21 protein-coding genes are annotated in these 21,146 nt (G+C 64.9%); 5 read left to right on the top strand and 16 right to left on the bottom strand.

From position 1 onward, the window contains the following. Window positions 1-74: 74 nt before the first annotated feature. The 10 genes from ABIA90_RS29535 to soxX form a co-directional block, all read right to left on the bottom strand. Window positions 75-1,295 carry an MFS transporter gene (locus tag ABIA90_RS29535; protein ID WP_071909080.1) on the bottom strand — a complete coding sequence of 407 codons (1,221 nt, stop codon included), beginning with the start codon at window positions 1,293-1,295 and terminating at the stop codon, window positions 75-77. Between the two features lie 173 nt (window positions 1,296-1,468). Then, complete coding sequence (locus ABIA90_RS29530; protein ID WP_166071036.1) at window positions 1,469-1,636, bottom strand: hypothetical protein; 168 nt, start codon at window positions 1,634-1,636, stop codon at window positions 1,469-1,471. Between the two features lie 81 nt (window positions 1,637-1,717). Further along, entirely contained in the window at window positions 1,718-2,755 is a 1,038-nt protein-coding gene (locus ABIA90_RS29525; protein ID WP_085403993.1) for an MBL fold metallo-hydrolase, read from the bottom strand. A gap of 294 nt (window positions 2,756-3,049) precedes the next feature. Next, window positions 3,050-3,505 (bottom strand): DsrE family protein, encoded by a 456-nt coding sequence (locus tag ABIA90_RS29520; RefSeq protein ID WP_354118978.1) that lies wholly within the window; start codon window positions 3,503-3,505, stop codon window positions 3,050-3,052. After that, window positions 3,502-5,253 (bottom strand): thiosulfohydrolase SoxB, encoded by a 1,752-nt coding sequence (gene soxB / locus ABIA90_RS29515; protein ID WP_354118977.1) that lies wholly within the window; start codon window positions 5,251-5,253, stop codon window positions 3,502-3,504. Before soxB ends, ABIA90_RS29520 begins: the two co-directional genes overlap by 4 nt. Window positions 5,254-5,309: 56 nt before the next feature. After that, window positions 5,310-5,615, bottom strand: a complete 306-nt coding sequence (locus tag ABIA90_RS29510; RefSeq protein WP_028151965.1) for a hypothetical protein — start codon at window positions 5,613-5,615, stop codon at window positions 5,310-5,312. Continuing rightward, complete coding sequence (gene soxA / locus ABIA90_RS29505; protein ID WP_354118976.1) at window positions 5,612-6,472, bottom strand: sulfur oxidation c-type cytochrome SoxA; 861 nt, start codon at window positions 6,470-6,472, stop codon at window positions 5,612-5,614. The genes ABIA90_RS29510 and soxA overlap by 4 nt, the downstream gene beginning before the upstream one ends. After that, window positions 6,472-6,783 carry a thiosulfate oxidation carrier complex protein SoxZ gene (gene soxZ / locus ABIA90_RS29500; protein WP_354118975.1) on the bottom strand — a complete coding sequence of 104 codons (312 nt, stop codon included), beginning with the start codon at window positions 6,781-6,783 and terminating at the stop codon, window positions 6,472-6,474. Before soxZ ends, soxA begins: the two co-directional genes overlap by 1 nt. A 10-nt stretch (window positions 6,784-6,793) precedes the next feature. After that, complete coding sequence (gene soxY / locus ABIA90_RS29495; protein WP_354118974.1) at window positions 6,794-7,279, bottom strand: thiosulfate oxidation carrier protein SoxY; 486 nt, start codon at window positions 7,277-7,279, stop codon at window positions 6,794-6,796. Window positions 7,280-7,316: 37 nt separating this feature from the next. Beyond that, on the bottom strand, window positions 7,317-7,673 hold the full coding sequence (gene soxX, locus ABIA90_RS29490) for a sulfur oxidation c-type cytochrome SoxX (RefSeq protein WP_354118973.1): 357 nt from the start codon (window positions 7,671-7,673) through the stop codon (window positions 7,317-7,319). Window positions 7,674-7,918: 245 nt separating this feature from the next. On the opposite strand from soxX, the gene ABIA90_RS29485 reads away from it, so the two are divergent. Further along, the gene (locus tag ABIA90_RS29485) at window positions 7,919-8,590 is read left to right on the top strand and encodes a DUF938 domain-containing protein (RefSeq protein ID WP_354118972.1); all 672 of its coding nucleotides are present in this window, start codon (window positions 7,919-7,921) and stop codon (window positions 8,588-8,590) included. Window positions 8,591-8,811: 221 nt separating this feature from the next. Here ABIA90_RS29485 and ABIA90_RS29480 read toward each other — a convergent pair whose 3' ends face one another. Continuing rightward, window positions 8,812-10,881 carry a prolyl oligopeptidase family serine peptidase gene (locus ABIA90_RS29480; protein WP_354118971.1) on the bottom strand — a complete coding sequence of 690 codons (2,070 nt, stop codon included), beginning with the start codon at window positions 10,879-10,881 and terminating at the stop codon, window positions 8,812-8,814. A gap of 197 nt (window positions 10,882-11,078) precedes the next feature. Between ABIA90_RS29480 and ABIA90_RS29475 the strand changes: the two genes are divergently transcribed. Together ABIA90_RS29475 and ABIA90_RS29470 are read left to right on the top strand one after the other, a co-directional pair. Continuing rightward, window positions 11,079-12,326 carry an MFS transporter gene (locus ABIA90_RS29475; RefSeq protein ID WP_354118970.1) on the top strand — a complete coding sequence of 416 codons (1,248 nt, stop codon included), beginning with the start codon at window positions 11,079-11,081 and terminating at the stop codon, window positions 12,324-12,326. Window positions 12,327-12,501: 175 nt separating this feature from the next. After that, window positions 12,502-13,737 (top strand): MFS transporter, encoded by a 1,236-nt coding sequence (locus ABIA90_RS29470; RefSeq protein WP_354118969.1) that lies wholly within the window; start codon window positions 12,502-12,504, stop codon window positions 13,735-13,737. Window positions 13,738-13,864: 127 nt separating this feature from the next. Here the strand turns inward: ABIA90_RS29470 and ABIA90_RS29465 are convergent, their stop codons facing one another. Next, a complete protein-coding gene (locus ABIA90_RS29465; protein ID WP_354118968.1) occupies window positions 13,865-14,359 on the bottom strand; it encodes a VOC family protein in 495 nt (164 codons plus the stop codon). Between the two features lie 90 nt (window positions 14,360-14,449). Continuing rightward, on the bottom strand, window positions 14,450-14,995 hold the full coding sequence (locus ABIA90_RS29460; RefSeq protein ID WP_063985937.1) for a carboxymuconolactone decarboxylase family protein: 546 nt from the start codon (window positions 14,993-14,995) through the stop codon (window positions 14,450-14,452). Between the two features lie 136 nt (window positions 14,996-15,131). Between ABIA90_RS29460 and ABIA90_RS29455 the strand changes: the two genes are divergently transcribed. Together ABIA90_RS29455 and ABIA90_RS29450 are read left to right on the top strand one after the other, a co-directional pair. Then, the gene (locus ABIA90_RS29455; protein WP_354118967.1) at window positions 15,132-16,331 is read left to right on the top strand and encodes an acyl-CoA dehydrogenase family protein; all 1,200 of its coding nucleotides are present in this window, start codon (window positions 15,132-15,134) and stop codon (window positions 16,329-16,331) included. 187 nt (window positions 16,332-16,518) lie between these two features. Continuing rightward, window positions 16,519-17,658, top strand: coding sequence for an acyl-CoA dehydrogenase family protein (locus ABIA90_RS29450; protein ID WP_354118966.1), 1,140 nt, complete (start codon window positions 16,519-16,521; stop codon window positions 17,656-17,658). A 320-nt stretch (window positions 17,659-17,978) separates the two neighbouring features. On the opposite strand, the gene ABIA90_RS29445 is transcribed toward ABIA90_RS29450, so the two are convergent. From ABIA90_RS29445 to ABIA90_RS29435, 3 genes are all read right to left on the bottom strand, one after another. After that, window positions 17,979-19,016 carry an amino acid ABC transporter substrate-binding protein gene (locus ABIA90_RS29445; protein ID WP_354119231.1) on the bottom strand — a complete coding sequence of 346 codons (1,038 nt, stop codon included), beginning with the start codon at window positions 19,014-19,016 and terminating at the stop codon, window positions 17,979-17,981. A 55-nt stretch (window positions 19,017-19,071) separates the two neighbouring features. Further along, a complete protein-coding gene (locus ABIA90_RS29440; RefSeq protein WP_354118965.1) occupies window positions 19,072-19,665 on the bottom strand; it encodes a L,D-transpeptidase in 594 nt (197 codons plus the stop codon). Window positions 19,666-20,114: 449 nt separating this feature from the next. After that, window positions 20,115-21,089: a hypothetical protein gene (locus tag ABIA90_RS29435; RefSeq protein WP_354118964.1), complete on the bottom strand. Its 975-nt coding sequence runs from the start codon at window positions 21,087-21,089 to the stop codon at window positions 20,115-20,117. Window positions 21,090-21,146: the final 57 nt, after the last annotated feature.

The raw sequence follows: 21,146 nt of genomic DNA, 5'->3' as shown, positions 1-21,146 counted from the left end.
TCTTCCCAGTTTGTTGTTTTGCTTGAACGCATTTTCGGGCGCGCAAGCGAAGTGTCAACCGCGGGGAAGTGCGCTCAGGGTTGCGTGGCAGCCTTGGCTTGCGGCTTCCGCTCCGTAAACGGCGACAGCACCACGGTCGCGACCATGAAGATCACGGACGCCCCGAACACCCAGTGCGGCGCGCTCTGGTCCATGATCCAGCCGAACAGCAGCGGGCTGACGATGCCGCCGAGATTGAAGCCGGTGGAGACGATGCCGAAGGCGCGGCCCGCCGCACCCGGAGGCGCGGCGTTGCGCACCAGCATGTCCCGCGAGGGCGCGATCACGCCGGAGAGGAAGCCCGCCATCATCATCGCGGCGGTCAGCATCCCGCCGGGCAGCGTGACCAGCGCGATCAGCAGCACGATCGCTGCATTCGCGGCAAAGCAGGCGGCTGCGACATAGCCGTGGCGCGCGGTGCGGTCGGCGAGGAAGCCGCCGGCGAGCACGCCTGCGGCGCTGGAGCCGAGAAACGCCGTCAGCGCCACGTTGGCGGCGGAGTAGGACGCGCCGTAGCCGCTCATCAGCGCCACCACGCCGAAATTGTTGATGCCGGCGACCGACAGGCTGAGCAGCATGAACAGCACGGTGAGCGTGATCAGCGCCGGCGTGATGACGGCCTGCTTGGGCGCGTTTTCGTTGCCCGGCTTGGTCTTGTGCGCGCCGGCATCGGGAATGTTCATGACGACCAGCAGCAGGGCCACCAGCACGGCGATCGCGCCCGACGCGATCAGCGCACCCGTGCCGCCGGAGACGGTGACGAGCGCCGCGACGATCGCCGGCGCCACGGCGCCGCCGAGATAGCCGGCAAAGGTGTGGACCGAGAAGGCGCGGCCCATCCGCGCCTCATCCATATGCTCGGCCAGGATGGCGTAGTCAGCGGGGTGGTAGACGCTGTTGGCAAGACCCAGCAGCACCGCGCACGCAATCAGCGAGGCATAGCTGAGGTGCAGGCCGAGCAGGATCAGCGCGAAGCCGCCGAGCGCGAGCCCGCCCAGCAGGATCTTGCGCGCGCCAAAATGGTCGACGAGATAGCCGGTCGGCGCCTGCGTCAGGCCGGATACGACCGCAGAGACGGTGAGCGCGAAGCCGAGCTCGATATAGCCGACGCCGAGCTGGCTCTTCAGGAACGGAAACAGCATCGGCAGGACCAGCAGATGGAAATGGCTGACCCAATGCGCGATCGAAATCCCGGTCAGCGTGCGCAGCGCGCTGTCCGCCTTGCCTTGTTGCGGTGCGGCGAGAACGTCGACCATTGCAGTTCCGTTTCACGTCCTTAAGCGGACGCGCAAACTATCGGGGAGAGCCGTTATTTGTCCATGAACGCGGGCGCATGGCAGGTAGCGCGGGTGGGGCTTCCATCCCTGCGTTCGCAGGGACGACATGGGAGGGTGTCGCGTCAGTGCGCGTCAAAGCCGAGCTTCACCCCTCACAACGGCTCGTCATCCGAACCGTAGCGGTCGCGTTTCGGCGTCGCGATGTCGCCGTCGTCGTAATCGTCGTCGTCGAGCGGAGGCGAGGGCTTCTTCGCCTTGTCGTCCGCTTGCTTGTTATCAGCGACTTTGGGCGGCTTGCGCGGCTTGGCGGTCTTGGCCATGGGTGATCCCGGATGGTGATGCGTCATCCGCTTCTACCCCAAAAATATGTGCGGTTCCTGACTTACCGCAAGAAGGGGGCGTCAGTGCACCACAGGCCCGCCGGCCTTCTTCCAGGCATCGATGCCGCCGGCGATGTGGGCAGTGTTGGAAAGGCCGGCTTCCTTGGCGGCGGCGACAGCCATCGCCGAGCGTTCGCCGAAGGCGCAGAAGAACACGACGCGGCGGCCGGTGGCGGCCGCGACCTCGCGCAGCATGCCGCCGGGCTTCAGACTGTCTTCAACGGACGGGTAGGGCGTATGCAGCGCGCCTTCGAGCATGCCGTGCTTCATCCGCTCATTGGTCTCGCGCAGATCGACCAAGAGGATATCGGGACGGCCGAGCGAGCGGATCGCCTCGACGGCGCTGACTGCACGGCCCTCTTTCTCCAGCTCCTCCTGATGCAGGCCGACATGCATGTTGGCGGGCACCGCGACGTCCATCATTTTCGGATTGGGCAGCTTCAGGTTCGCCATCAGCTCGATATATTCGTCGACCGAACGCACCTGGAGCCGCGGATTGTAGCGCTTCTCCTCGCCGATGGTGGAGACGGTGTCGCCCTTGTAGTCATGCGCCGGGAACACCATCGTCTCGTCCGGCAGCTTGAGCAGGCGATTGAAGATCGACTCGTATTGCGCGCGCGACGAGCCGTTCTGGAAGTCGGTGCGGCCGGTACCGCGGATCAGAAGCGTATCCCCGGTGAAGACGCGGTCGCCCATCAGATAGGAATAGGAATCGTCGGTGTGGCCGGGCGTGTACATCACGTCGAGCGACAGGCCCTCGATCGTCACCTTGTCGCCGTCGGCGACCCGCATCGCCACAACGTCGGCCTTGGTCTGGTCGCCCATCACGGTCATGCAATGGGTGCGGTCGCGGAGCTCACCGAGGCCGGTGACGTGATCGGCATGCAGATGGGTGTCGACGGCTTTCACCAGCTTGAGGTCGAGTTCGCGCAGCAGCTGGCAATAGCGGTCGACCTTCTCCAGCACGGGATCGAGGATCAGCGCCTCGCCGCCGGGGCGGCTGGCGAGGACATAGCTGTAGGTGCCCGAAACGCTGTCGAAGAGCTGGCGAAAGATCATGGCAAGACCCGGCGTGGAACTAGTTCCGAGGATTCTACTACGCCAGAGGCTGGAAAGAGAAGCAATTCACTGTGTAGAGAGTGAAATTTAGAAAATTATTATTCTGCGTGATGGGGTGGGGGGCGGTTTTGCCGTAGGTCCTTGCCCCACCACCGCTGTCATCGCCCGCGAAGGCGGGCGATCCAGTATTCCAGAGGCCGTGGTGGGATACGGAGGGGCCGCGGCGTACTGGATTCCCCGCTTTCGCGGGAAATGACACCGAGGGTGGCGCGGCGCCGTGCCCCGACAAAAAGGTCAGGGCCGCACCACCGTGTACCCATTCTCCGCCAGGAACAGGATCTGCCCGACGCCCACCTGCACCGGCGTCGCAGCGGGGATGAACTCCGGCCGGTTTCCGGTCTCCCGCTCGATCGTGTCGATCGTGTTGAGGCAGATATCGAAGCGCACGCCCTGCACGATCAGGCTTTCGACCTGCTTGCGGCGCTCGCTGCCGGTGAACAGGAGATCAATGCCGGGGCCGAACACAACCACCTCGATCGCGACCTTGTCGGGATCGTAGGCCTTCAGGAGATTGTTGGCGACGCTCAGCACCAGCGCGTGCTTCTTCGCATCGCCGTCGGAGAGCTGAAGCACGATCTTGTGCTCGGCGAACGGCTTGTCCTGGAGCGGCACTTGCTGTGCCGAGGCCCATGGCGTGGCGAAGGCGAGCGCCGCCAGCAGCATCGCGCAGCAGATTTGCGATCGCATCATCCCTGTCCTGCAATGCCTGGATTGCCCTCGACGCCCTTCAGCGTCACGCCGGAGCCGAGCCGCTCCTGAAACATCCGGCCCGAGCGCAGATATTTGGCGACGACATCCCACACCGGTGCGCCCTGCTGGCCGTTGACCGAGGCCCAGCCCGCGACCTTGTAGCGGTTGCTCGCGCTGAGCGCCTTGCCGCCATTGAGCTTCAGTTCGGAGATGCGGCTGCCGACCGCATCGGTCGGCGTGCAGGTGTAGCTGAGCCCGCCGGCGCGCACCATGTCGCCGCCCTGCTGGTAATAGGGATCGGGGTTGAAGAGGTTGTCGCAGATGTCTTCCAGCACCTCCTTGATCTGGGCGCCGGTCATCTCCTGCACATAGGTCTCGGGATAGGTGATCGCGGTTTCCGCGAGCACATCCTCCATGGTCAGCGGCTGGCCGGACAGTGCGGTGACGCCCCAGCGGAAGCCCGGCGACAGCGCGATCTCGGCATCGAGTTCGCTGCGCAGCGCGGTGCAGATCAGCTCGTCGACGGGGCCGGCGAAATTGTCGCGGCGGTACAGCAGGCGGTCGGGCGTTGCGATCTTTTCCGACCAGTCGGTCACATGCGGCGCGCGCACCCGGCCGATCAGCTCGGCCATGCCAGGGTCGGGCTTCAGCAGCTCGGAATAGACCGGCAGCAGATGGTACCTGACATCGCCGACCTTGCCCTTGTCGAGCGCGAGATCGAGGACGCCCAGAAATTTTCCGTTGGAGCCGGCATTGGTGACGAGCGTCGTGCCGCTCGCGTTCTTCACTGCGATTGGCTGCGGGATCGCATCATGGGTATGGCCGCCGAGGATGACGTCGATGCCGGTGACGCGGCTCGCGAGCTTGAGATCGACGTCCATGCCGTTGTGCGACAGCAGGATGACCGCATCGACCTTCTCAGTGCCGCGCAAGGCATCGACATGCTTCTGCAACTCCTCCTCGCGGATGCCAAAAGTCCAGTCCGGCGTGAACCGCTTGGGATGCGCGATCGGCACATAGGGGAAGGCCTGGCCGATGATCGCAACACGATGGCCGCCGAGCTCCTTGATCATCGAAGGCTTGAACACGCGCCCGCTCGCCTTGTCGAAGGCGGGGGCGTCGTTGAACGCGGCCTCCTCGGTCAGGAAGACGTTCTGCGCCAGAAACTCGCCCTTGAAGCGCTCGAGATTGTCGCGCAGCGCCTGCTCGCCATAGGTGAATTCCCAATGCCCGGTCATCGCCTCGATGCCGAGCAGATTGGCGACCTCGACCATGTCGCGGCCCTGCATGATGTTGGCAAGACCCGTGCCCTGCCAGAGGTCGCCGCCGTCGACGAGCACGGAGTGCTTTTCGCCGGCATCGCCGCGCAAGCGATCGATCAGTGTCTTCAGATGGGCGAAGCCGCCGAGCTTGCCGAAGCGGCCCGCGGACTTCTCGAACTCGAAGCAGCTGAAGGCATAGGCATCGGCGCTGTCGGAGCGGATCCCGAACCGTTCGAGGAAAGCGCGGCCAACCAGATGCGGCGGCCGTCCTGCCATCTCCCCGATGCCGATATTGACGCTGGGCTCGCGGACATAGACCGGGTTGAGCTGCGCATGCGTGTCGGTGGTGTGCAGGATGCGCGCATTGCCGAACCGTTCGAGGTCGTAAATGCTCGCAGTCTCGGCGCCGCGCGCGAGCCGCGGCAGGCTGAGCGATGTGGCGACAGCAGCGGTGCTCTTCAGGAAATCGCGGCGGCGGATGGCCATTCAGAAATTCTCCGCGCCTCTCAACGGCAATTCGACGGTTCCACGAGATTTTTAGTCTAGCGGATTTCCATCGCCTTCCACGCCTCTTTTTCTGACGTCGCCTGGAAGATCGAGGCCTTCGCCAGCGCCTCGGCCTCCTTCGAAGCGGCAACCGCGCGGTCGAAATCGCCGCCGTCGGCCGCCTTCTTGGCTGCCGCCAGCGCAGATACGGTCACGGTCCACTGGTTGCGCATGCCGGCTGCCTCCTTGGAGGCGGCCTCCGCAGCGGCATAGGCCGCCTTGTAGTCCGCCTCGTTTGCCGCGCGCGCTGCCGGCGCGAGGCTCAATGCGAGCAACATGGCGAGAGGAAGTGACAGCTTCATGGCCGCGCTCCCGGCCCTGAAATCGGCAGGCCGTTGGCGACGTAGGACAGGAAATATTCGACGTCGCGATATTCATCGGCCTGCGGCTCCAGCGGAACCGCGCGGGTCTGGCTGTTGCAGGTGACGAAGCGGCGGCTGGTCGTGCCCATGCCGCTCCATTCGGAGCGGTAGATCGGCATCGCGTTCAGAATGCCGAGTGCCGGCGCCAGGATCTCGGCGCGGATGCGCTCGCCCGGGCTCTGCACATGGCAGCTCGCGCAGGAGAAATTCATCTGGCCGCGGCGCGTGTAGAAATAGCGCTTGCCGTTCTCGTACGCGGCGAGCGCGCGGGGATCATCGGGTATCTTGATGTCCATCGGCTTGCCGCGCGAGGTGAACGCCATGTAGGCGGTGAGCGAAGCCATCTCGTCCTTGACGTAGGAATAGGGCGCCTCGCCATTGGCCTCGCGGCAGCGGTTGAGCGCGAGCTCCAGCGTGACGACCTTGCCTTCCTTCTCGTCGAAGTAAGGATAGTTCTGGCGGATGCCGATGCCGCCGTTCGGGAAGCAGTCGGCATAGGTCTTGCCGTTCTTGAACGGGGTCGCGAACATCTCCTTGCCGGCGTCGAGCGCGAACTCGTAGGGCGGGAATTCTTCCTTCTCCTGCCACTGCCGCTTCATGTCCTCGTTCATCGAATAAGGACCGTTGACGAAATCCTCGTGCTTCACGGTCGGAAACTTCTGGAAGAAGAAGTTCTGGAACGCTTTCGCATCGGCAACGGGATCGACCTTGTCGGCCGCGATCACGCGCGGAGAGGTGAGGGCGAACGCGACCAGCGCGGCGCTCAACGAACCAAGGAGAAAGAAGCGGGCATTCATCACGAAATCTTCGCGGTGGTCGTGTCCGACCCGCCCTTGTTGTCGGTCCAGGAGACTTTGAGGTCGTCGCCCTTCTTGGCGCCTTTGAAGCTGAACTTGACGTAGGGGTCCTTGGAGACCGCGGTGCCCCAATCGGCGACGAAGACGTCCTTGCCGTTACATTCGAACTTCAATCGCTGGATGAAGTGCGCCGGAATCAACTCGCCCTTGGCGTCCTTGACCAGGCCGGTGTCCATGGGGTGCTGGATCAGCACCTGCACCTCGGTGATGTCGCCGTTGGCCGTGGCGCGGACGCGAATGCTGGATGCCATCTAACTTCTCCTAACCGCCGCAGCCGCCGACTGTGACTTTGACTTCCTTGGTCGCGCTGTAGAGCTTGCCGTCGGCTTCCACGATCGCGGTCACGTTGGTGGTCTTGGCCATCTTCAGGCGGTTGGCGACAGCAGGGATCGTGCCATCGGGAATCTTGTAGCTCGCCGCGAGCGCGCTCGGATTCTCGGCCACGAAGAACGAGATCGAGGTGACCTTGTCGAGCGTCGTCGTCACCGAGATCGGCACCACGCCGCCGTTCTCGGCGATCTCGGGCGCATCGAGCTTGACCTTGTCGGACGGCTCGGCGGTCTTGCCGTAGAGCGCCTTGATCGCGTCCGCCTCGCTCTTCTGCTTGAATGCTTCTTCCGGATATTTGTCGTTGGCCGCTGCATGCGCGGGCGCGAACGGCAGGTTGCCGAGGCCGAGCAGCGCGACGCCGGCTGCGCCCTGAAGAATCAGGCGCCGCGTCGCATGAGGGCCGGTGGTGATGGTCATCTCAAATCTCCTGGACATTCTCTTGGCGTGCCGGCGGTCACAGGGTCTGGAGGAAATCAACGATCGCGCTGATCTCCTGCTCGGTCAAAATCCGGTTCCGGCCGAACGGCGGCATCATGGTCTGCGGATTGCGCTTGGTCTCGTCGAAGATGATCGCGACCAGCTCGTTGCGATCAGGGTATTTTGACTTGAGGTCCTTGAGCTCCGGTCCGATCGTGCCCGGCAGGTCGCCGCCCTTGATGACGTGGCAGGTCAGGCAATTGCCCTTGCCGCGGTCGAAGGCGAGCTTCTGGCCGTCAGCCACGGCGGATTGCGCCCGCGCGGGGCCTGCGGCAAGGCCGGCGGCGATCGCCAGCAGGACGTAAAGGACAGGCGTCCGTGGGAAGGCGGTCAAGGCGTCATTCCGAGGCGTTATGTCGATGATCTCGTTCGCGGAAATATAGTGTTCCAAAGCACAAAGGGCATCGGCTGACAATCAAGACTATGCGCGCGGCAAAATGGAGTTAATATCTTCCGCATTGCAACTAAAGAGCTTATTTGTCCGGCGGATTCGGGCCAGGAGCGCTGGCCGGCTGTTTTCGGGGCGTTTGGGCGCCCATCGTGTTTTTTCCCGTTCTCGTTTTTTCAAGGGGACCTCAATTGGCTGAATATGTCGTCGAATTTGGCAGGGACGGCGGACGGGTCGAGTCGGATGGGCGGCTCGATGCACCGGCATTTCATCGCAATCACGAGCCGCTCTGGGCGGCGCTGGAAAAGCATCTCGCAGGCCTGACCGGCAACGTCGTCGAGCTCGGCAGCGGAACCGGCCAGCACGTGGTCCATTTCGCCCAGCACACGCCCGGCCTGATCTGGTGGCCGAGCGACCTCAACCAGCGCCACCTCAAGAGCATCGAGGCCTGGCGCGTTCATTCGGGCCTGCAAAACATCCGCTCGCCCCTGCGGATCGATCTCACCGACCCCGACTGGTGTCCGGAGATGCGAAGCGGCCAGGGTCCGACGAGTCTGGCCGCATTGTTCTGCGCCAACGTCATCCACATCGCACCATGGAGCGTGGCCGAGGGCCTGTTCGCCGGTGCCGGCCGTTACTTGCGGGCCGACGGCAAGCTGTTCCTCTACGGTCCGTTCAAGCGCGACGGCAAGCACACCGCGCTCAGCAACGCCGTGTTCGACACTTCGTTGCGCGAAGGCAATCCCGAATGGGGCGTGCGTGATATCAGCGACGTCGAGACGCTCGCCCGCGGAGCCAGCCTTCGCCTCGTCGACACGATCGAGATGCCGGCGAACAATCTGACGCTGGTGTTCGCGCGCTAAGCCACGAAGGCGGTGCGCTCCCTCCCCCCTTGCGGGGGAGGGCGGGGGAGAGGGATAGCCCAGGAAACGGTCTATCCATCGACGACCTGCCGCACGCGCGAATCGAGAGAGTCCCCGCGTGGCCACCCCTCTCCCTGCCCCTCCCCCGCAAGGGGGGAGGGAATGAGAGAGCGGTGCCCGCCTCACGTCGCAAAGCTACACACGCGCAGACGACGCATCGACTACGCCTCCCCGTCCTTCCACCCGATCCTGTCCTTCAAGAACCGGAAGCCGATCACCTCGAACCCCGCGCGCTCCTTGTTGTCCTTGCCGTAGCCATGGCCGCCGGCTTCCGGCTCGTAGAACCAGGCCTCGTAGCCCATCGCCTGCAGCTTTGCGGCCATCTTGCGCGCGTGGCCGGGATGAACGCGGTCGTCACGCCGTGTCGTGGCGATCAGGATCGGCGGATAGGACTGGCCGGCCTTCACGTTGTGATAGGCCGAGTAGGTCTTCAGCCACTCCCACTCTTCGGGCTTATCAGGGTCGCCATATTCCGCGATCCAGCTCGCGCCCGCGAGCAGCTTTGTGTATCGGCGCATGTCGATCAGCGGGATCGTGCAGAACAGCGCGCCGAAGCGCTCGGGGTAGCGCACCAGCATGTTGGTGATGAGGATGCCGCCGTTCGACCCGCCTTGCGCCGCGATCCGCTTTGGCTTCGTCACGCCGCGTCGCACGAGATCGGCGGCAACGGCCGCGAAATCATCGTGCGAGAGTTTCTTGCCGGCGAGGCGCCCGGCATCGTGCCAGCGGGTGCCGAACTCGCCGCCGCCGCGCAAATTCGCCTGCACGATGGTGCCGCCGCGCTCGAGCCACAGCTTGCCGAGCGAGGGGTTGTAGTACGGCTTCACCGCATGGGCGAAGCCGCCATAGGCGCTCATATAGACCGGCGCATCGCCGGTCTCGCCGGCCGGACCCGTCTGCACATAGGGAATGCGCTCGCCGTCGATCGAGATCGCCTCGTGCTGTGTGACCACGAGGCCGTCGGCGGTGAACGTCTTCGGCGCCTGCTTCAGCACGGTCGGGCTTGCGACGCCGCGCTCCAGCAACAGCAGCGACGGCGGCCTGAGCGGATCCTGCACATTGGCGAGCAGGTCGCCATTGCTCTCGGACGGATGGCGATCGAGCGGCCAGATGTCGACGACGCCGATTTGCGGGAGGCCGGGAAGCGTCTCGCGGCTCCAGTCGCCGGCGGATGGTGTGAAGATCTCGAAGCGCGGCTGCAGCTCGTCGAGGATCGACAGCACCAACTTTCCCGCCGCCCAGAACAGACCTTGCAGGGCCTGCCGCGGCCCGGGTTCGAACAGGACGATGAAATCGCGGCTGCCGGCGAGGAATGCCGAGAGCGAGATGCCGAGCACGGTGTCGGTGGCGTAGGTCCGCCCCTCGACCTGCCAGTCCTTGCGCAGCTTCATCGCGAACCAGTCGCCATGCGCCTGCATCCAGATGCCGGTCGGCAGATCGAGCTTCGTCGTCGTGCCGGCCGCATCGCGCAGCCAGATCGCGTGATTGAAGAAGTCGATCTGGTCGACGATCCACACCCGCGGCGCCGGTCCCGTGTCGTCGGCCATGCCTGACATCGCCATGTGATCGGCCGTGGTCTCGAGGATTACCTGCGCCCGATCGACGGGCTCGCCGCGCCGCCACACGCGAACGGTCCGCGAATATCCGGAAGTCGTCGCCATGCCCTCGCCATGGGCGCTCGACAGCAGCAGCGTATCGGCATCGATCCAGTCCACGCCGCCCTTGGCCTCCGGCAGCGTAAATCCGTCCGCAACGAAGCTTTTGGTGTCGAGGTCGAATTCCCGCAAGGTGACGGCGTCGCTGCCGCCGCGCGACAGGCTCAGAATCGCCCGCGAGCGTCCGGGCATCGTGGCGATCCCGCTCAGCAGCCAGTCCTCGCCTTCGCTCGCCGCGAGTTGGTCGATGTCCAGCATGATCTCCCACGCCGGATGCGGTTTGCGAAACTCCGTTAGCGTGGTTCGCCGCCACAGGCCGCGCGGGTTGGTGGCATCCTTCCAGAGATTGTGTAGGTCGCTGCCGCGCCGGCTGACATAGGGGATGTTGTCGGGACGATCGTAGATCGCCGCGAGGACATCGCGGTCGCGCTCGAAGGCCGCGCCCCCGAACGCGGCGAGCGTCAGTTGATTCTGCCGCGCGACGAAATCGAGCGCCTGCTTGCCTTCGATCTCCTCCAGCCAGAGCCAGGGATCGTCGTCGGGAGCGCTGAGCGTGGGCCGGTCGTCGACAGACATGAACGATACTCCCAGAGGTCGCGGCGGATAGGATTTGATCGAGCGCAAGCCGTCAATAGCGCGGTCCGGTATCATCCGCCCGATTGCGTCAGAGGCATGGCCTGCGCCCGTTTGCGCCGGTTGCCCGCCCTCCCGCGCCCCTCCATAGTGCCGGGAATCAACAAGTCCTCTTTAAAGATCCTTGGGCGGAAATGCCGATGTTAGACGTGACTACAGCCCACGAAATCGCTGCCGACGCCCGCGTGCGTGCCAATGTGGTGCGCCTTGCCGCGGGGCAGGCGCTGACCGGCGCCAACTCGGCGGTGATCTTCGCCACCGGCTCGATCGTCGGCGCGACGCTCGCACCCGACATGTCGCTCGCGACGGTGCCGCTGTCGATGTACGTCGTCGGGCTTGCCGCCGGCACGCTGCCGACCGGTGCGATCTCGCGCCGCTTCGGCCGCCGCTGGGCCTTCGTCATCGGCACCGGCTGCGGCGTCCTCACCGGCGTGCTCGGCTCGTTCGCGATCCTGCATGCCTCGTTCGCGCTGTTCTGCGTCGCGACCTTCCTCGGCGGCCTCTACGGCGCGGTGGCGCAATCCTATCGCTTCGCCGCCGCCGACGGCGCGAGCGCGGCCTACCGGCCGAAAGCTGTGTCCTGGGTGATGGCCGGCGGCGTGTTCGCCGGCGTGCTCGGTCCGCAACTCGTGCAATGGACCATGGACGTCTGGTCGCCCTATCTGTTCGCCTTCAGCTTCCTGGTGCAGGCTGCGGTTGCGCTGGTCGCGATGGGCATCGTCGCCGGCGTCGATATGCCGAAGCCGGCACCTGCAGATATGCACGGCGGCCGGCCGCTGCTCGACATCGTGACCCAGCCGCGCTTCATCGCGGCCGCGCTGTGCGGCGTCATCTCCTATCCCATGATGAACCTGGTGATGACCTCGGCGCCGCTCGCCATGAAGATGTGCGGCCTCAGTGTCAGCGATTCCAATTTCGGCATTCAATGGCACATCGTCGCCATGTACGGGCCGAGCTTCTTCACCGGCGCGCTCATCGCGCGCTTCGGCGCGCCCAAGATCGTCGCCGCCGGCCTGCTGCTGGAGGCCGTGGCCGCGGGTATCGGTCTCTCCGGCCTCACCGCGATGCATTTCTGGGCCACGCTGATCGTGCTCGGTGTCGGCTGGAATTTCTCTTTCATCGGCGCCTCCGCGCTGGTGCTGGAGACGCACCGTCCGCAGGAGCGCAACAAGGTGCAGGCCTTCAACGATTTCCTGGTGTTCGGCATGATGGCGATCGGCTCGTTCTCCTCCGGCCAGCTGCTGGCGAATTACGGCTGGTCCGCGGTGAACATGGTGGTATTCCCGCCGGTGGTGCTCGGCCTCGCCGTGCTCTCGCTGGCGTCCTGGGCCCGCCGCCGCAAGGCGCGGCTGGACGCGGCGATGGGCGAGTTCCCGGATGCGATCTGAGTTGGCGGGAGGCTGTCAGCAGCGCTGATAGTTCGATCGCTGTCGAAGTGATTTTCGGGTGAGGGCTATTTAGATGTCGTCATGGCCGGGCTTGTCCCGGCCATCCACGTCTTGGGCGCGGATCGAAGAACGTGGATGCCCGGGACACGCCCGGGCATGACGGAGTAGGCGGCAAATGCTCGACAATCCTCAACAGCCCCGAATCGACGAATCCGCGCTCCGCTACGAAGGCTGGCGCATCGTCGCGGTCTGCTTCCTGCTCGCGACCTTCGGCTGGGGGCTCGGCTTCTACGGCCAGAGCGTCTATGTCGCCGAGCTCCAGCGCGCGCGGGGCTGGCCGGCCTCGCTGATCTCCTCGGGCACGACGTTCTTCTATCTGTTCGGTGCGCTGCTCGTCGTCTTCGTCGGCGAGGCCGTCAGAAAATATGGCCCGCGGCTCTGCCTGATCGCCGGCACGCTGGCGATGGCGGCGGCTGCGGTCGCGATCGGCGCGGTGCGCGAGCCCTGGCAGCTCTATCTCGCCGACGCCGTGCTCGCCTTCGGCTGGGCCGGCACCAGTCTCGCCATGATCACCAACACGATCAGCCTGTGGTTCGACCAGAAGCGCGGCATGGCGATCAGCCTTGCGCTCAACGGCGCCAGCTTCGGCGGCATCGTCGGCGTGCCGCTGCTGGTGACCCTGATCGGCCATGTCGGCTTCGCCAGCGCGATGTACGCCGCCGCCGGCGCCATGCTGGTGTTGCTGCTGCCGGTGATCCTGCTTCTCGTCGGCCGGCCGCCCGATCTTCACGGCTGGCACGCGACGGCGAAGGCCAGGCCGCAATCGTCGACGGAGATCCGCGCATGGGCGTTGCGCGACGTCGGCTTTCTCACGGTGACGATTGCCTTTGCGCTGGTGCTGTTCGCGCAGGTCGGCTTCATCGTGCACCTGATTTCGTTCCTCGATCCCGTGATCGGCCGCGAGCGCGCGGCGGTGGCGGTCGCGGTGCTGACCGCGATGGCGGTGATCGGCCGGGTGCTGTTCTCGATGGTGATCGACCGCCTCAACCAGCGGCTTGCCTCGGCACTGTCGTTCCTCAGCCAGGCCGCGGCGCTTTGCGTCATCATCAACCTGCACAACGACTATGTGCTGATCGCGGCCTGCGCCGTGTTCGGCTTCTCGGTCGGCAATCTCATCACGCTGCCCTCGCTGATCGTGCAGCAGGAATTCGACTCCGCCTCATTCGGCGTGCTGATCAGCCTGAATACGGCGATCAACCAGGTGACCTATGCGTTCGGCCCGGGCGTCGTCGGCTTCCTGCGAGATTTCTCGGGCGGTTACTCGCTGCCGTTCTATCTGTGTATCGCGCTGGAGGTGGCGGCCGCGGCGCTGATCATGGTGCGGGGGAAGCCGCGGTCAAAGGTCGCCTAGAGTCGCGACGGCGCCTCCACACACTCCGTCATTGCGAGCGCAGCGAAGCAATCCAGAATCTTTCCGCGGAGACAGTCTGGATTGCTTCGTCGCTTCGCTCCTCGCAATGACGAGGAGAGAGCGGTATTTAAGCCTCGCGCTGCTTCAAGAGCGCCTCGACATCCAGCCGCTTCGTGAACATCGCAAGCTTGCCGTCCGGCCCGAGCGGCCATTGCTCTTTCGGCTTGTCCCAATACAGCTCCACGCCGTTCTCGTCGGGATCGCGCAGATACAGCGCCTCGCTGACGCCGTGATCGCTGGCGCCGTCGAGCGCAATGCCGGCCGACAGCACGCGATGCAGCGCATCCGCCAGCGCGGGCCGCGTCGGATAGAGGATCGCGGTGTGGAAGAGACCGGTCGTGCCCGGCGGCGGCGGCGAGCCGCCCTTGCTCTCCCAGGTGTTGAGCCCGATGTGGTGATGATAGCCGCCGGCCGAGATGAACGCCGCGCCCGAGCCCATGCGCTGCATCAGCTCGAAGCCGAGCACGCCGCAATAGAAGCCGAGCGCGCGATCGAGATCGGCGACCTTGAGGTGAACGTGGCCGATCCTTGTGCCGGCATTGACGGCTGGGCTTTGCGACATGGTGCTGCTCCGTTGACCAACTCCAGATAAGGCCGGCTCCGGGACAGTGCTACCTGCCTATCCCGAAACCCATCGTTTCCAGATACGAAACTATGAGAGCTCCGGCACCTCGCCCTCCGGCAGCTCGAACTCGAACGTGTTCAGCGTCATCGACACCATTGTGTAATAGCCGCACAGCCCGATCACCTCGACCACGCCGCGCTCGCTGAGGACCTTCACCGCTGCATCGTAGAGGCCCTTCTCGACGCCATGGCCTTCATGCAGCGACTTCGCGACGTCGTAGATCATCTTGCCCTTGGGATCGTCGAAGACAGGCGTGCGGCGATCGCGGATCGCGTCGATGATCTCAGGATCCATGCCGCCCTGGAGCGCCAGGCGCTTATGCGCATACCATTCGTAATGCGCAGTCCAGTGCCGCGCCGTCACCAGGATCGCGATCTCCGAAAGCTTGGCGGGGAATATCGTGTCGTAGCGCAGCACTTCGCCGAGCCGCGTGGCGTGACGGGCCATGTCGGGGCTGTTGAGCCAGGCCATCATCGGCGCCGGCGGCTTGCCGCGCTTGCCGGCAATCGACTCGTCATAGGTCTGCCGCTGGCTCTCGTTCATTTCGCCAGGCGAAAGTAGTTTCAGGCGCATTGTTATTTCCTCTTTGTTTTCAAGCTCGCCGTGGCGGCGACTATAGCCGAATGCAGCGCCACGGAAGTGGTTGAATTCCACGGTGCGATGGCTCAGAGTCGCGCCCAACAAGTCTTTTTGATTGATGGAAACGACCATGAGTGAATCTGAACCCGCCGATCTTGAGAAATTCCGCAGCGAGACGCGCGCCTGGCTGGAAGCCAACTGCCCGCCGGAGATGCGCAAGCCCGTGACCTCGGACGGCGACGTGTTCTGGGGCGGGCGCAATACAAAATTCGCCTCCGAGCCGCAGCGCGTCTGGTTCGAGCGCATGCGCGACAAGGGCTGGACCGTGCCTGACTGGCCGAGGGAATATGGCGGCGGTGGCCTGAGCGCTGCCGAGCACAAGGTGCTGCGCGCCGAGATGGCCAGGATGGGCGCGCGTCCGCCGCTGTCGAGCTTCGGCATCTGGATGCTCGGGCCGGCGCTGCTCAAATACGGCAACGAGGCGCAGAAGAAGGAGCACCTGCCTGACATCGCGGCGGGCCTGATCCGCTGGTGCCAGGGCTATTCCGAGCCGAACGCCGGCTCCGATCTCGCCTCGCTCCAGACCCGCGCCGAGAGCGACGGCGACGATTTCGTCATCACCGGCTCGAAGATCTGGACGTCTTACGCCAACTACGCCGACTGGATCTTCTGCCTCGTCCGCACCGATCCCGCCGCGAAGAAGCACGACGGCATCAGCTTCATCCTGTTCGACATGGCCTCGAAGGGCGTGACGACCAAGCCGATCCTGCTGATCTCGGGCTATTCGCCGTTCTGCGAAACCTTCTTCGACGGTGTTCGCGTGCCGAAGTCGCACGTGGTCGGCACGGTCAACCGCGGTTGGGACGTCGCAAAATATCTGCTCCAGCATGAGCGCGCGATGATATCAGGCATGGGCGAGCGCGGCGTCGGCCGGCCGCTCGGCCAGATCGCGGCGGATTCCGTCGGCACCGATGCACAAGGCAAGCTCGACGATTCCATGCTGCGCGGCCGGATCGCGAGCTTCGACGTCGACGAGGCCGCGCTCGCCGCTTGCGCCGAACGCGCGGTCGATCTCGCCAAGGCCGGCCAGGCGCATCCGGCGTTCTCGTCCGCGATGAAATACTACGGCACCGAGCTCAACAAGCGCCGCCACGAGATCCTGATGTCGGCCGGCGGCGTCAACGCGCTGGAATGGGAGAGCGAGCGCTCCAGGCAGGGCGCCCGCCCGCGCGCCTGGCTGCGCACCAAGGCCAACTCGATCGAGGGCGGCACGACGGAGGTGATGCTCGGCATCGTCGCCAAGCGCATCCTGGATTTGCCGGGAGCGTGAGGCACGCTCTCACCACCCGCCCGTCATTCCGGGGCGCGCGACTTGTCCGCCGAAGCTCGAAGAGCGAAGGCGGAAGCGCGAGCCCGGAATCCATACTCCCGATCGTGGTTATGGATTCCGGGCCTGGCCCTACGGGCCATCCCGGAATGACGAACAAAAAGTAGATTTTCGAATCGGAAACACGCACATGGCCCTCGTCCTCACCGAAGAACAATCGATGCTCCGCGACTCAGCGCGCGGGCTGATCAGCGACAAGGCGCCGGTGTCGCACCTGCGATCCCTACGCGACAACAAGGACCCGACCGGCTTCTCCAAGGAGCTGTGGCATTCCTTCGCCGAGATGGGCTTTGCCGGCCTCCTGGTGCCGGAAGAGTTCGGCGGCAGCGGTCTCGGCTTCATGGAGGCCGGTGTGGTGATGGAAGAGATCGGCCGCACCTTGATGCCGTCGCCGTTCCTCGCCACCAGCGTGGTCGCGGCCTCGGCCCTGAATCGCGGCGGCAATGCCGCGCAGAAGTCGGAATTCTTGCCGAAAATTTCCAACGGCTCGCTGCTCGCGACGCTCGCGATCGACGAAGGTGCCAAGCATCGTCCGCTTCAGACCAGCCTCCAGGCGGTGCGCGCCGGTAACGGCTTCAAGCTCTCCGGCGCCAAGGCGCTGGTCGTCGACGGCCACGTCGCGGACCTCTTCATCGTCGCGGCGCGTACCGCTGGCGCCGCCGGCGAGCGTGAAGGGCTGACGCTGTTCCTGGTCAATCCCAAGGCCAAGGGCGTTGCGATCGAGCGTACCATCATGGTCGACGCGCACAACGCGGCACGGATCGAGCTTGCCAATGTCGAGGTCAACGCCGATAGCGTGCTCGGCGAGGTCGATCAGGGTGCAGCGCTGCTCGACGGCGTGCTCGACATCGGCCGCGGCGCGGTCGCCGCCGAGATGGTGGGCCTGAGCGAAGAAGTCTTCAACCGCACCGTCGAGTACCTCAAGAACAGAAAGCAGTTCGGCAAGCTGATCGGCGAATTCCAGGCGCTTCAGCACCGCGCCGCCGAGCTCTATGTCGACATCGAGATCACCCACGCCGCCACGATGAAGGCGCTGCAGGCACTGGATGCCGACGTCGCCAAGGCCGCATCAAGCGTCGCCGTGGCCAAGGCCCGCGCCGGCACCACCGCCACGCGCGCGGTGCAGGAGGGCGTGCAGATGCATGGCGGCATGGGCATGACCGACCAGTTCGACATCGGCTTCTTCATGAAGCGTGCACGCGTGTGCGAGGAGCTGTTCGGCGATGCGAACTACCACACCGAGCAGCTGGCAAGGGCGCGCGGGTATTGAGCTGAGTTGAGGAGAGGCGCGAAGGGCGCGCCTCACACGCGGTGTCGTCGCCCGGCTTGACCGGGCGACCCAGTACGCCGCGGCCTGTCCGCATACGATCGGCGTCTCGGAATACTGGATCGCCCGGTCAAGCCGGGCGATGACAGTTGAGAGGGTGGAGAGTGCCTGCCCCAAGCTCCGTCATGGCCGGGCTTGTCCCGGCCATCCACGTTCTTACGGTGCCTCAAAAACGTAGATGCCCGGGACAAGCCCGGGCATGACGATTGAGAACGTGGTGCGAGCTTTGACCCAAGCTCGCAATGACGGCGGTTAGGCCGTCCTCACCGCATCGGCGGCGCGTACTGCACGCCGCCGGCATTCCACAGCTGGTTCATGCCGCGCGGGATCTTCAGCTTGGACTTCTCGCCGATGTTGCGCTCGTACATCTCGCCGTAATTGCCGACGTTGCGGATGATGCGGACAACCCAGTCCTTGGTGAGGCCGAGCTGCTCGCCGTAATTGCCCTCGGTGCCGACCAGGCGCATCACTTCCGGCTTCTTCGACTTCAGCGCCTCGTCGATGTTCTCCGAGCTCACGCCGAGCTCTTCGGCGTTGATCATCGCGTAGAGCGTCCACTTCACGATCATCATCCAGTCGTCGTCGCGCTGGCGCACCACGGGTGCGAGCGGCTCCTTGGAGATCATGTCCGGCAGGATCATATGGTCGCCGGGCTTGGAGAGATTGAGCCGCAGCGCGTAGAGCTGCGAGACGTCGGCGGAGAGCGTGTCGCACTTGCCGGTGTCGTAGGCCTTCACCACGTCATCCAGCTTGTCGAACTTCACCTCTTCATACTTCATGTTGTTGGCACGGAAGTAGTCGGCGACGTTAAGCAGCGTTGTCGTGCCAGCCTGCACGCAGACCTTGCTGCCGGTCAGGTCCAGCGAAGTCTCCTTGTTGCGTGAACGCGGCAGCATGAAGCCGGCGCCGTCGTAATAGGCCACCGCCGGGAAATAGAGGTCGTAGTCGAGCTCGCGCGCCATGCTCCAGGTCGAGTTGCGCGAGAGGATGTCCACCTTGCGGCTCTGCAATTCCTTGAAGCGCTCGCTGGCGTCGAGTGGAACGAACTTGGCCTTGCCGGGATCGTTGAAGATGGCGGCTGCCACCGCGCGACAGAAATCGACGTCGAATCCGGTCCAGTTGCCCTTGTCATCGGGGATCGAGAAGCCCGGCAGGCCCTTGTTGACGCCGCACAGCACCTCGCCGCGGCGAACGGTGCGCTTCAGGGTGCGGGTATCGTAGAACTCATAGATCACCGCCAGGGCGCCGACCAGTACGGCAACGGCGAGCCCGATCAGCAGGCCGCCTCGAAAAGTGCGCATCATGTTGCTCTCTCGAAATAATCGGGAAAAGGACTATTCGCTAAGGCGAGGAAGATCAGAGTTCGGGCTTCTGTCGGATGACCACCTTGGTGCCAACCGGGACGCGATCGTAGAGATCGGCGACGTCATGGTTGACGAGACGGAAGCAGCCCGAGGATACCTTGGTGCCGATCGTATCAGGACGGTTGGTGCCGTGGATGCGGTAGACGGTGGTGCCGAGATACATGGCGCGGGCACCGAGCGGATTGCCGGGGCCGCCGGCCATGAAGCGCGGCAGATAGGGCTGTCGCTGGATCATCTCCGGCGGCGGCGTCCAGTCCGGCCACTCCTTCTTGTTGGTGATGTTCACCAGCCCCTGCCACTGGAAGCCGTCGCGGCCGACGCCGATGCCGTAGCGGATCGCGCGCCCGCCCGGCTGCACCAGGTAGAGGTGGCGCTCGGCGGTCGAGATGATGATGGTGCCCGGCGTCTCGGTGGTGCGGAAGTACACGACCTGCTTCTGCCATTCCGGCTCGAGCTGGAAGGCGTCGTCGGCGACCAGCCCCGGCTCGTCGCCGCGGTCGGGCTGTTGGGCGGAGGCGTATGAGGTGGTCAGGACCAGGCCCAGCGCCGCGATGAACGCCCCGGTCAGGCGACGATAATCCGTCATTTCAAGCTCTCCCCGCTGCCACAGCGTAAATCATTTGGACCATCTGAACTCAGGGGCAGCTTCGTGGCAAGTTCATGGCGCGCCCGGCTGGTATGTCACGAGAATGCTTTGGTTTTTTGACGAGGCCAGGCAATGCCACAAACAGGGGATGGCGCGAAAAGCCTAGATTGTCGCGGCAATGGTGGTGCGCTCCCTCCCCCGCTTGCGGGGGAGGACGATCGCACAGGAGTTCCTAGCGGCGGTTTGAGCGCGCGCCTCGTCCTTCGAGACGACCGCTTCGCGGTCTCCTCAGGATGAGGCTAAGACGCATCGGAGCCCGTCGAAATTGTCGCCGCGCACTCCGTCCTCATCCTGAGGGCCCGCCGTAGGCGGGCGTCTCGAAGGATGGCCGCAGGCGACTCTGTCAGATCGCCTTCAAATGCGATCGCGACGCCGCAAGCGGGGGAGAGCTAAATCTTGTTGTTCTCCGGCGCGATCTCGAGACGCCGGACGATTTCGGTCCCCACCGCGCGGGCCTCGATCCGGGACCCGATTCGTGGGCTGCGAAAGCGTCGCCCCGAGCGCAACCGGATCGTGACGATGCAGTGCTCGTCCTCGGATCGGCCGCGGCGGTCGACGTTGATCGTCTTCACGTCGTGCCCCTCGATATGGTCGGCGCGCGGCGTGCCGTCGCCCCACAGGCGTTCGACGCGGATATCGCTCTCGCGGATGATCCAGAACGCGCCGGTCACGAGGTTGGCGTATCTGTAAACCGCGAATGCGGCGATCGCGCCGAGCGGCAGCAGCAGGATGTCGACATGGCTGGGCGGCCATCCACGCCAGAGCTTGTAGGCGTAGGGAACGGCGGACAAGGCGACGGCGATCAGCGCGACAATCCTTATGTCCCGCGCGGAAAACGCCTCGAGCGGCTCGCCGAGACGCATCTCGGGATTGCTGGCATCGAGCGGATTGACGGGTGACTCGACGTCGGGGACATCGAACTGCGCGGCGATCCGCGCTACGGTGTCGCGTACATGCGTGACGTCGGAGATCGGCGGGGACGTCAGCCGCTCCCCCGAGGCCAACGTGAAGGCCAGCTGGAAACGGGCTTTCGCCCGCTTGCTGCCGGGAACCTGTAATCCCCTGATGTCGTCCTTCGCGACGATCCTGGTCCGGAGCTTTCCGAACGGTCGCTGTTGCCCGATCAGGATCTCGTTCGGCGTGATGATCCACACCACCGCCGGCGCCAGCATGATGCCGACCACGAACGCAGCTCCCACGAGGAGCGCGGCCACCGAGACGATCACCTCCAACGTGTCGTGCGTGAACAGGCCCGGCGTGAAGCACAGCGCCACGGCGGCCGCAAAGCCGGACATGACCAGCCGCTGCGCGATCGAGGCGCCTTCGCGAAGGCGAATGTCGGTGCTGGTGGTCGCGTCGTCCATTGCGGGCGCTGATTCCGTCGCTCGGGAAACTCCACGGACGGGTCCGTGGAGTCAAGC

This window comes from Bradyrhizobium sp. LA6.8, assembly GCF_040547935.1.
Taxonomy (GTDB): domain Bacteria; phylum Pseudomonadota; class Alphaproteobacteria; order Rhizobiales; family Xanthobacteraceae; genus Bradyrhizobium; species Bradyrhizobium barranii.
The sequence above is the reverse complement of the archived record's forward strand: the minus strand, read 5'-3'. Positions and strand labels throughout refer to the sequence as shown.

Bases quoted from the DNA above. Each gene is read 5' to 3' on its own strand.
- ABIA90_RS29535 (WP_071909080.1), bottom strand. From the start codon at position 1,295: ATGGTCGACGTTCTCGCCGCACCGCAACAAGGCAAGGCGGACAGCGCG.
- ABIA90_RS29530 (WP_166071036.1), bottom strand. From the start codon at position 1,636: ATGGCCAAGACCGCCAAGCCGCGCAAGCCGCCCAAAGTCGCTGATAAC.
- ABIA90_RS29525 (WP_085403993.1), bottom strand. From the start codon at position 2,755: ATGATCTTTCGCCAGCTCTTCGACAGCGTTTCGGGCACCTACAGCTAT.
- ABIA90_RS29520 (WP_354118978.1), bottom strand. From the start codon at position 3,505: ATGATGCGATCGCAAATCTGCTGCGCGATGCTGCTGGCGGCGCTCGCC.
- soxB (WP_354118977.1), bottom strand. From the start codon at position 5,253: ATGGCCATCCGCCGCCGCGATTTCCTGAAGAGCACCGCTGCTGTCGCC.
- ABIA90_RS29510 (WP_028151965.1), bottom strand. From the start codon at position 5,615: ATGAAGCTGTCACTTCCTCTCGCCATGTTGCTCGCATTGAGCCTCGCG.
- soxA (WP_354118976.1), bottom strand. From the start codon at position 6,472: ATGAATGCCCGCTTCTTTCTCCTTGGTTCGTTGAGCGCCGCGCTGGTC.
- soxZ (WP_354118975.1), bottom strand. From the start codon at position 6,783: ATGGCATCCAGCATTCGCGTCCGCGCCACGGCCAACGGCGACATCACC.
- soxY (WP_354118974.1), bottom strand. From the start codon at position 7,279: ATGACCATCACCACCGGCCCTCATGCGACGCGGCGCCTGATTCTTCAG.
- ABIA90_RS29480 (WP_354118971.1), bottom strand. From the start codon at position 10,881: ATGTCTGTCGACGACCGGCCCACGCTCAGCGCTCCCGACGACGATCCC.
- ABIA90_RS29475 (WP_354118970.1), top strand. From the start codon at position 11,079: ATGTTAGACGTGACTACAGCCCACGAAATCGCTGCCGACGCCCGCGTG.
- ABIA90_RS29470 (WP_354118969.1), top strand. From the start codon at position 12,502: ATGCTCGACAATCCTCAACAGCCCCGAATCGACGAATCCGCGCTCCGC.
- ABIA90_RS29465 (WP_354118968.1), bottom strand. From the start codon at position 14,359: ATGTCGCAAAGCCCAGCCGTCAATGCCGGCACAAGGATCGGCCACGTT.
- ABIA90_RS29460 (WP_063985937.1), bottom strand. From the start codon at position 14,995: ATGCGCCTGAAACTACTTTCGCCTGGCGAAATGAACGAGAGCCAGCGG.
- ABIA90_RS29455 (WP_354118967.1), top strand. From the start codon at position 15,132: ATGAGTGAATCTGAACCCGCCGATCTTGAGAAATTCCGCAGCGAGACG.
- ABIA90_RS29450 (WP_354118966.1), top strand. From the start codon at position 16,519: ATGGCCCTCGTCCTCACCGAAGAACAATCGATGCTCCGCGACTCAGCG.
- ABIA90_RS29445 (WP_354119231.1), bottom strand. From the start codon at position 19,016: ATGCGCACTTTTCGAGGCGGCCTGCTGATCGGGCTCGCCGTTGCCGTA.
- ABIA90_RS29440 (WP_354118965.1), bottom strand. From the start codon at position 19,665: ATGACGGATTATCGTCGCCTGACCGGGGCGTTCATCGCGGCGCTGGGC.
- ABIA90_RS29435 (WP_354118964.1), bottom strand. From the start codon at position 21,089: ATGGACGACGCGACCACCAGCACCGACATTCGCCTTCGCGAAGGCGCC.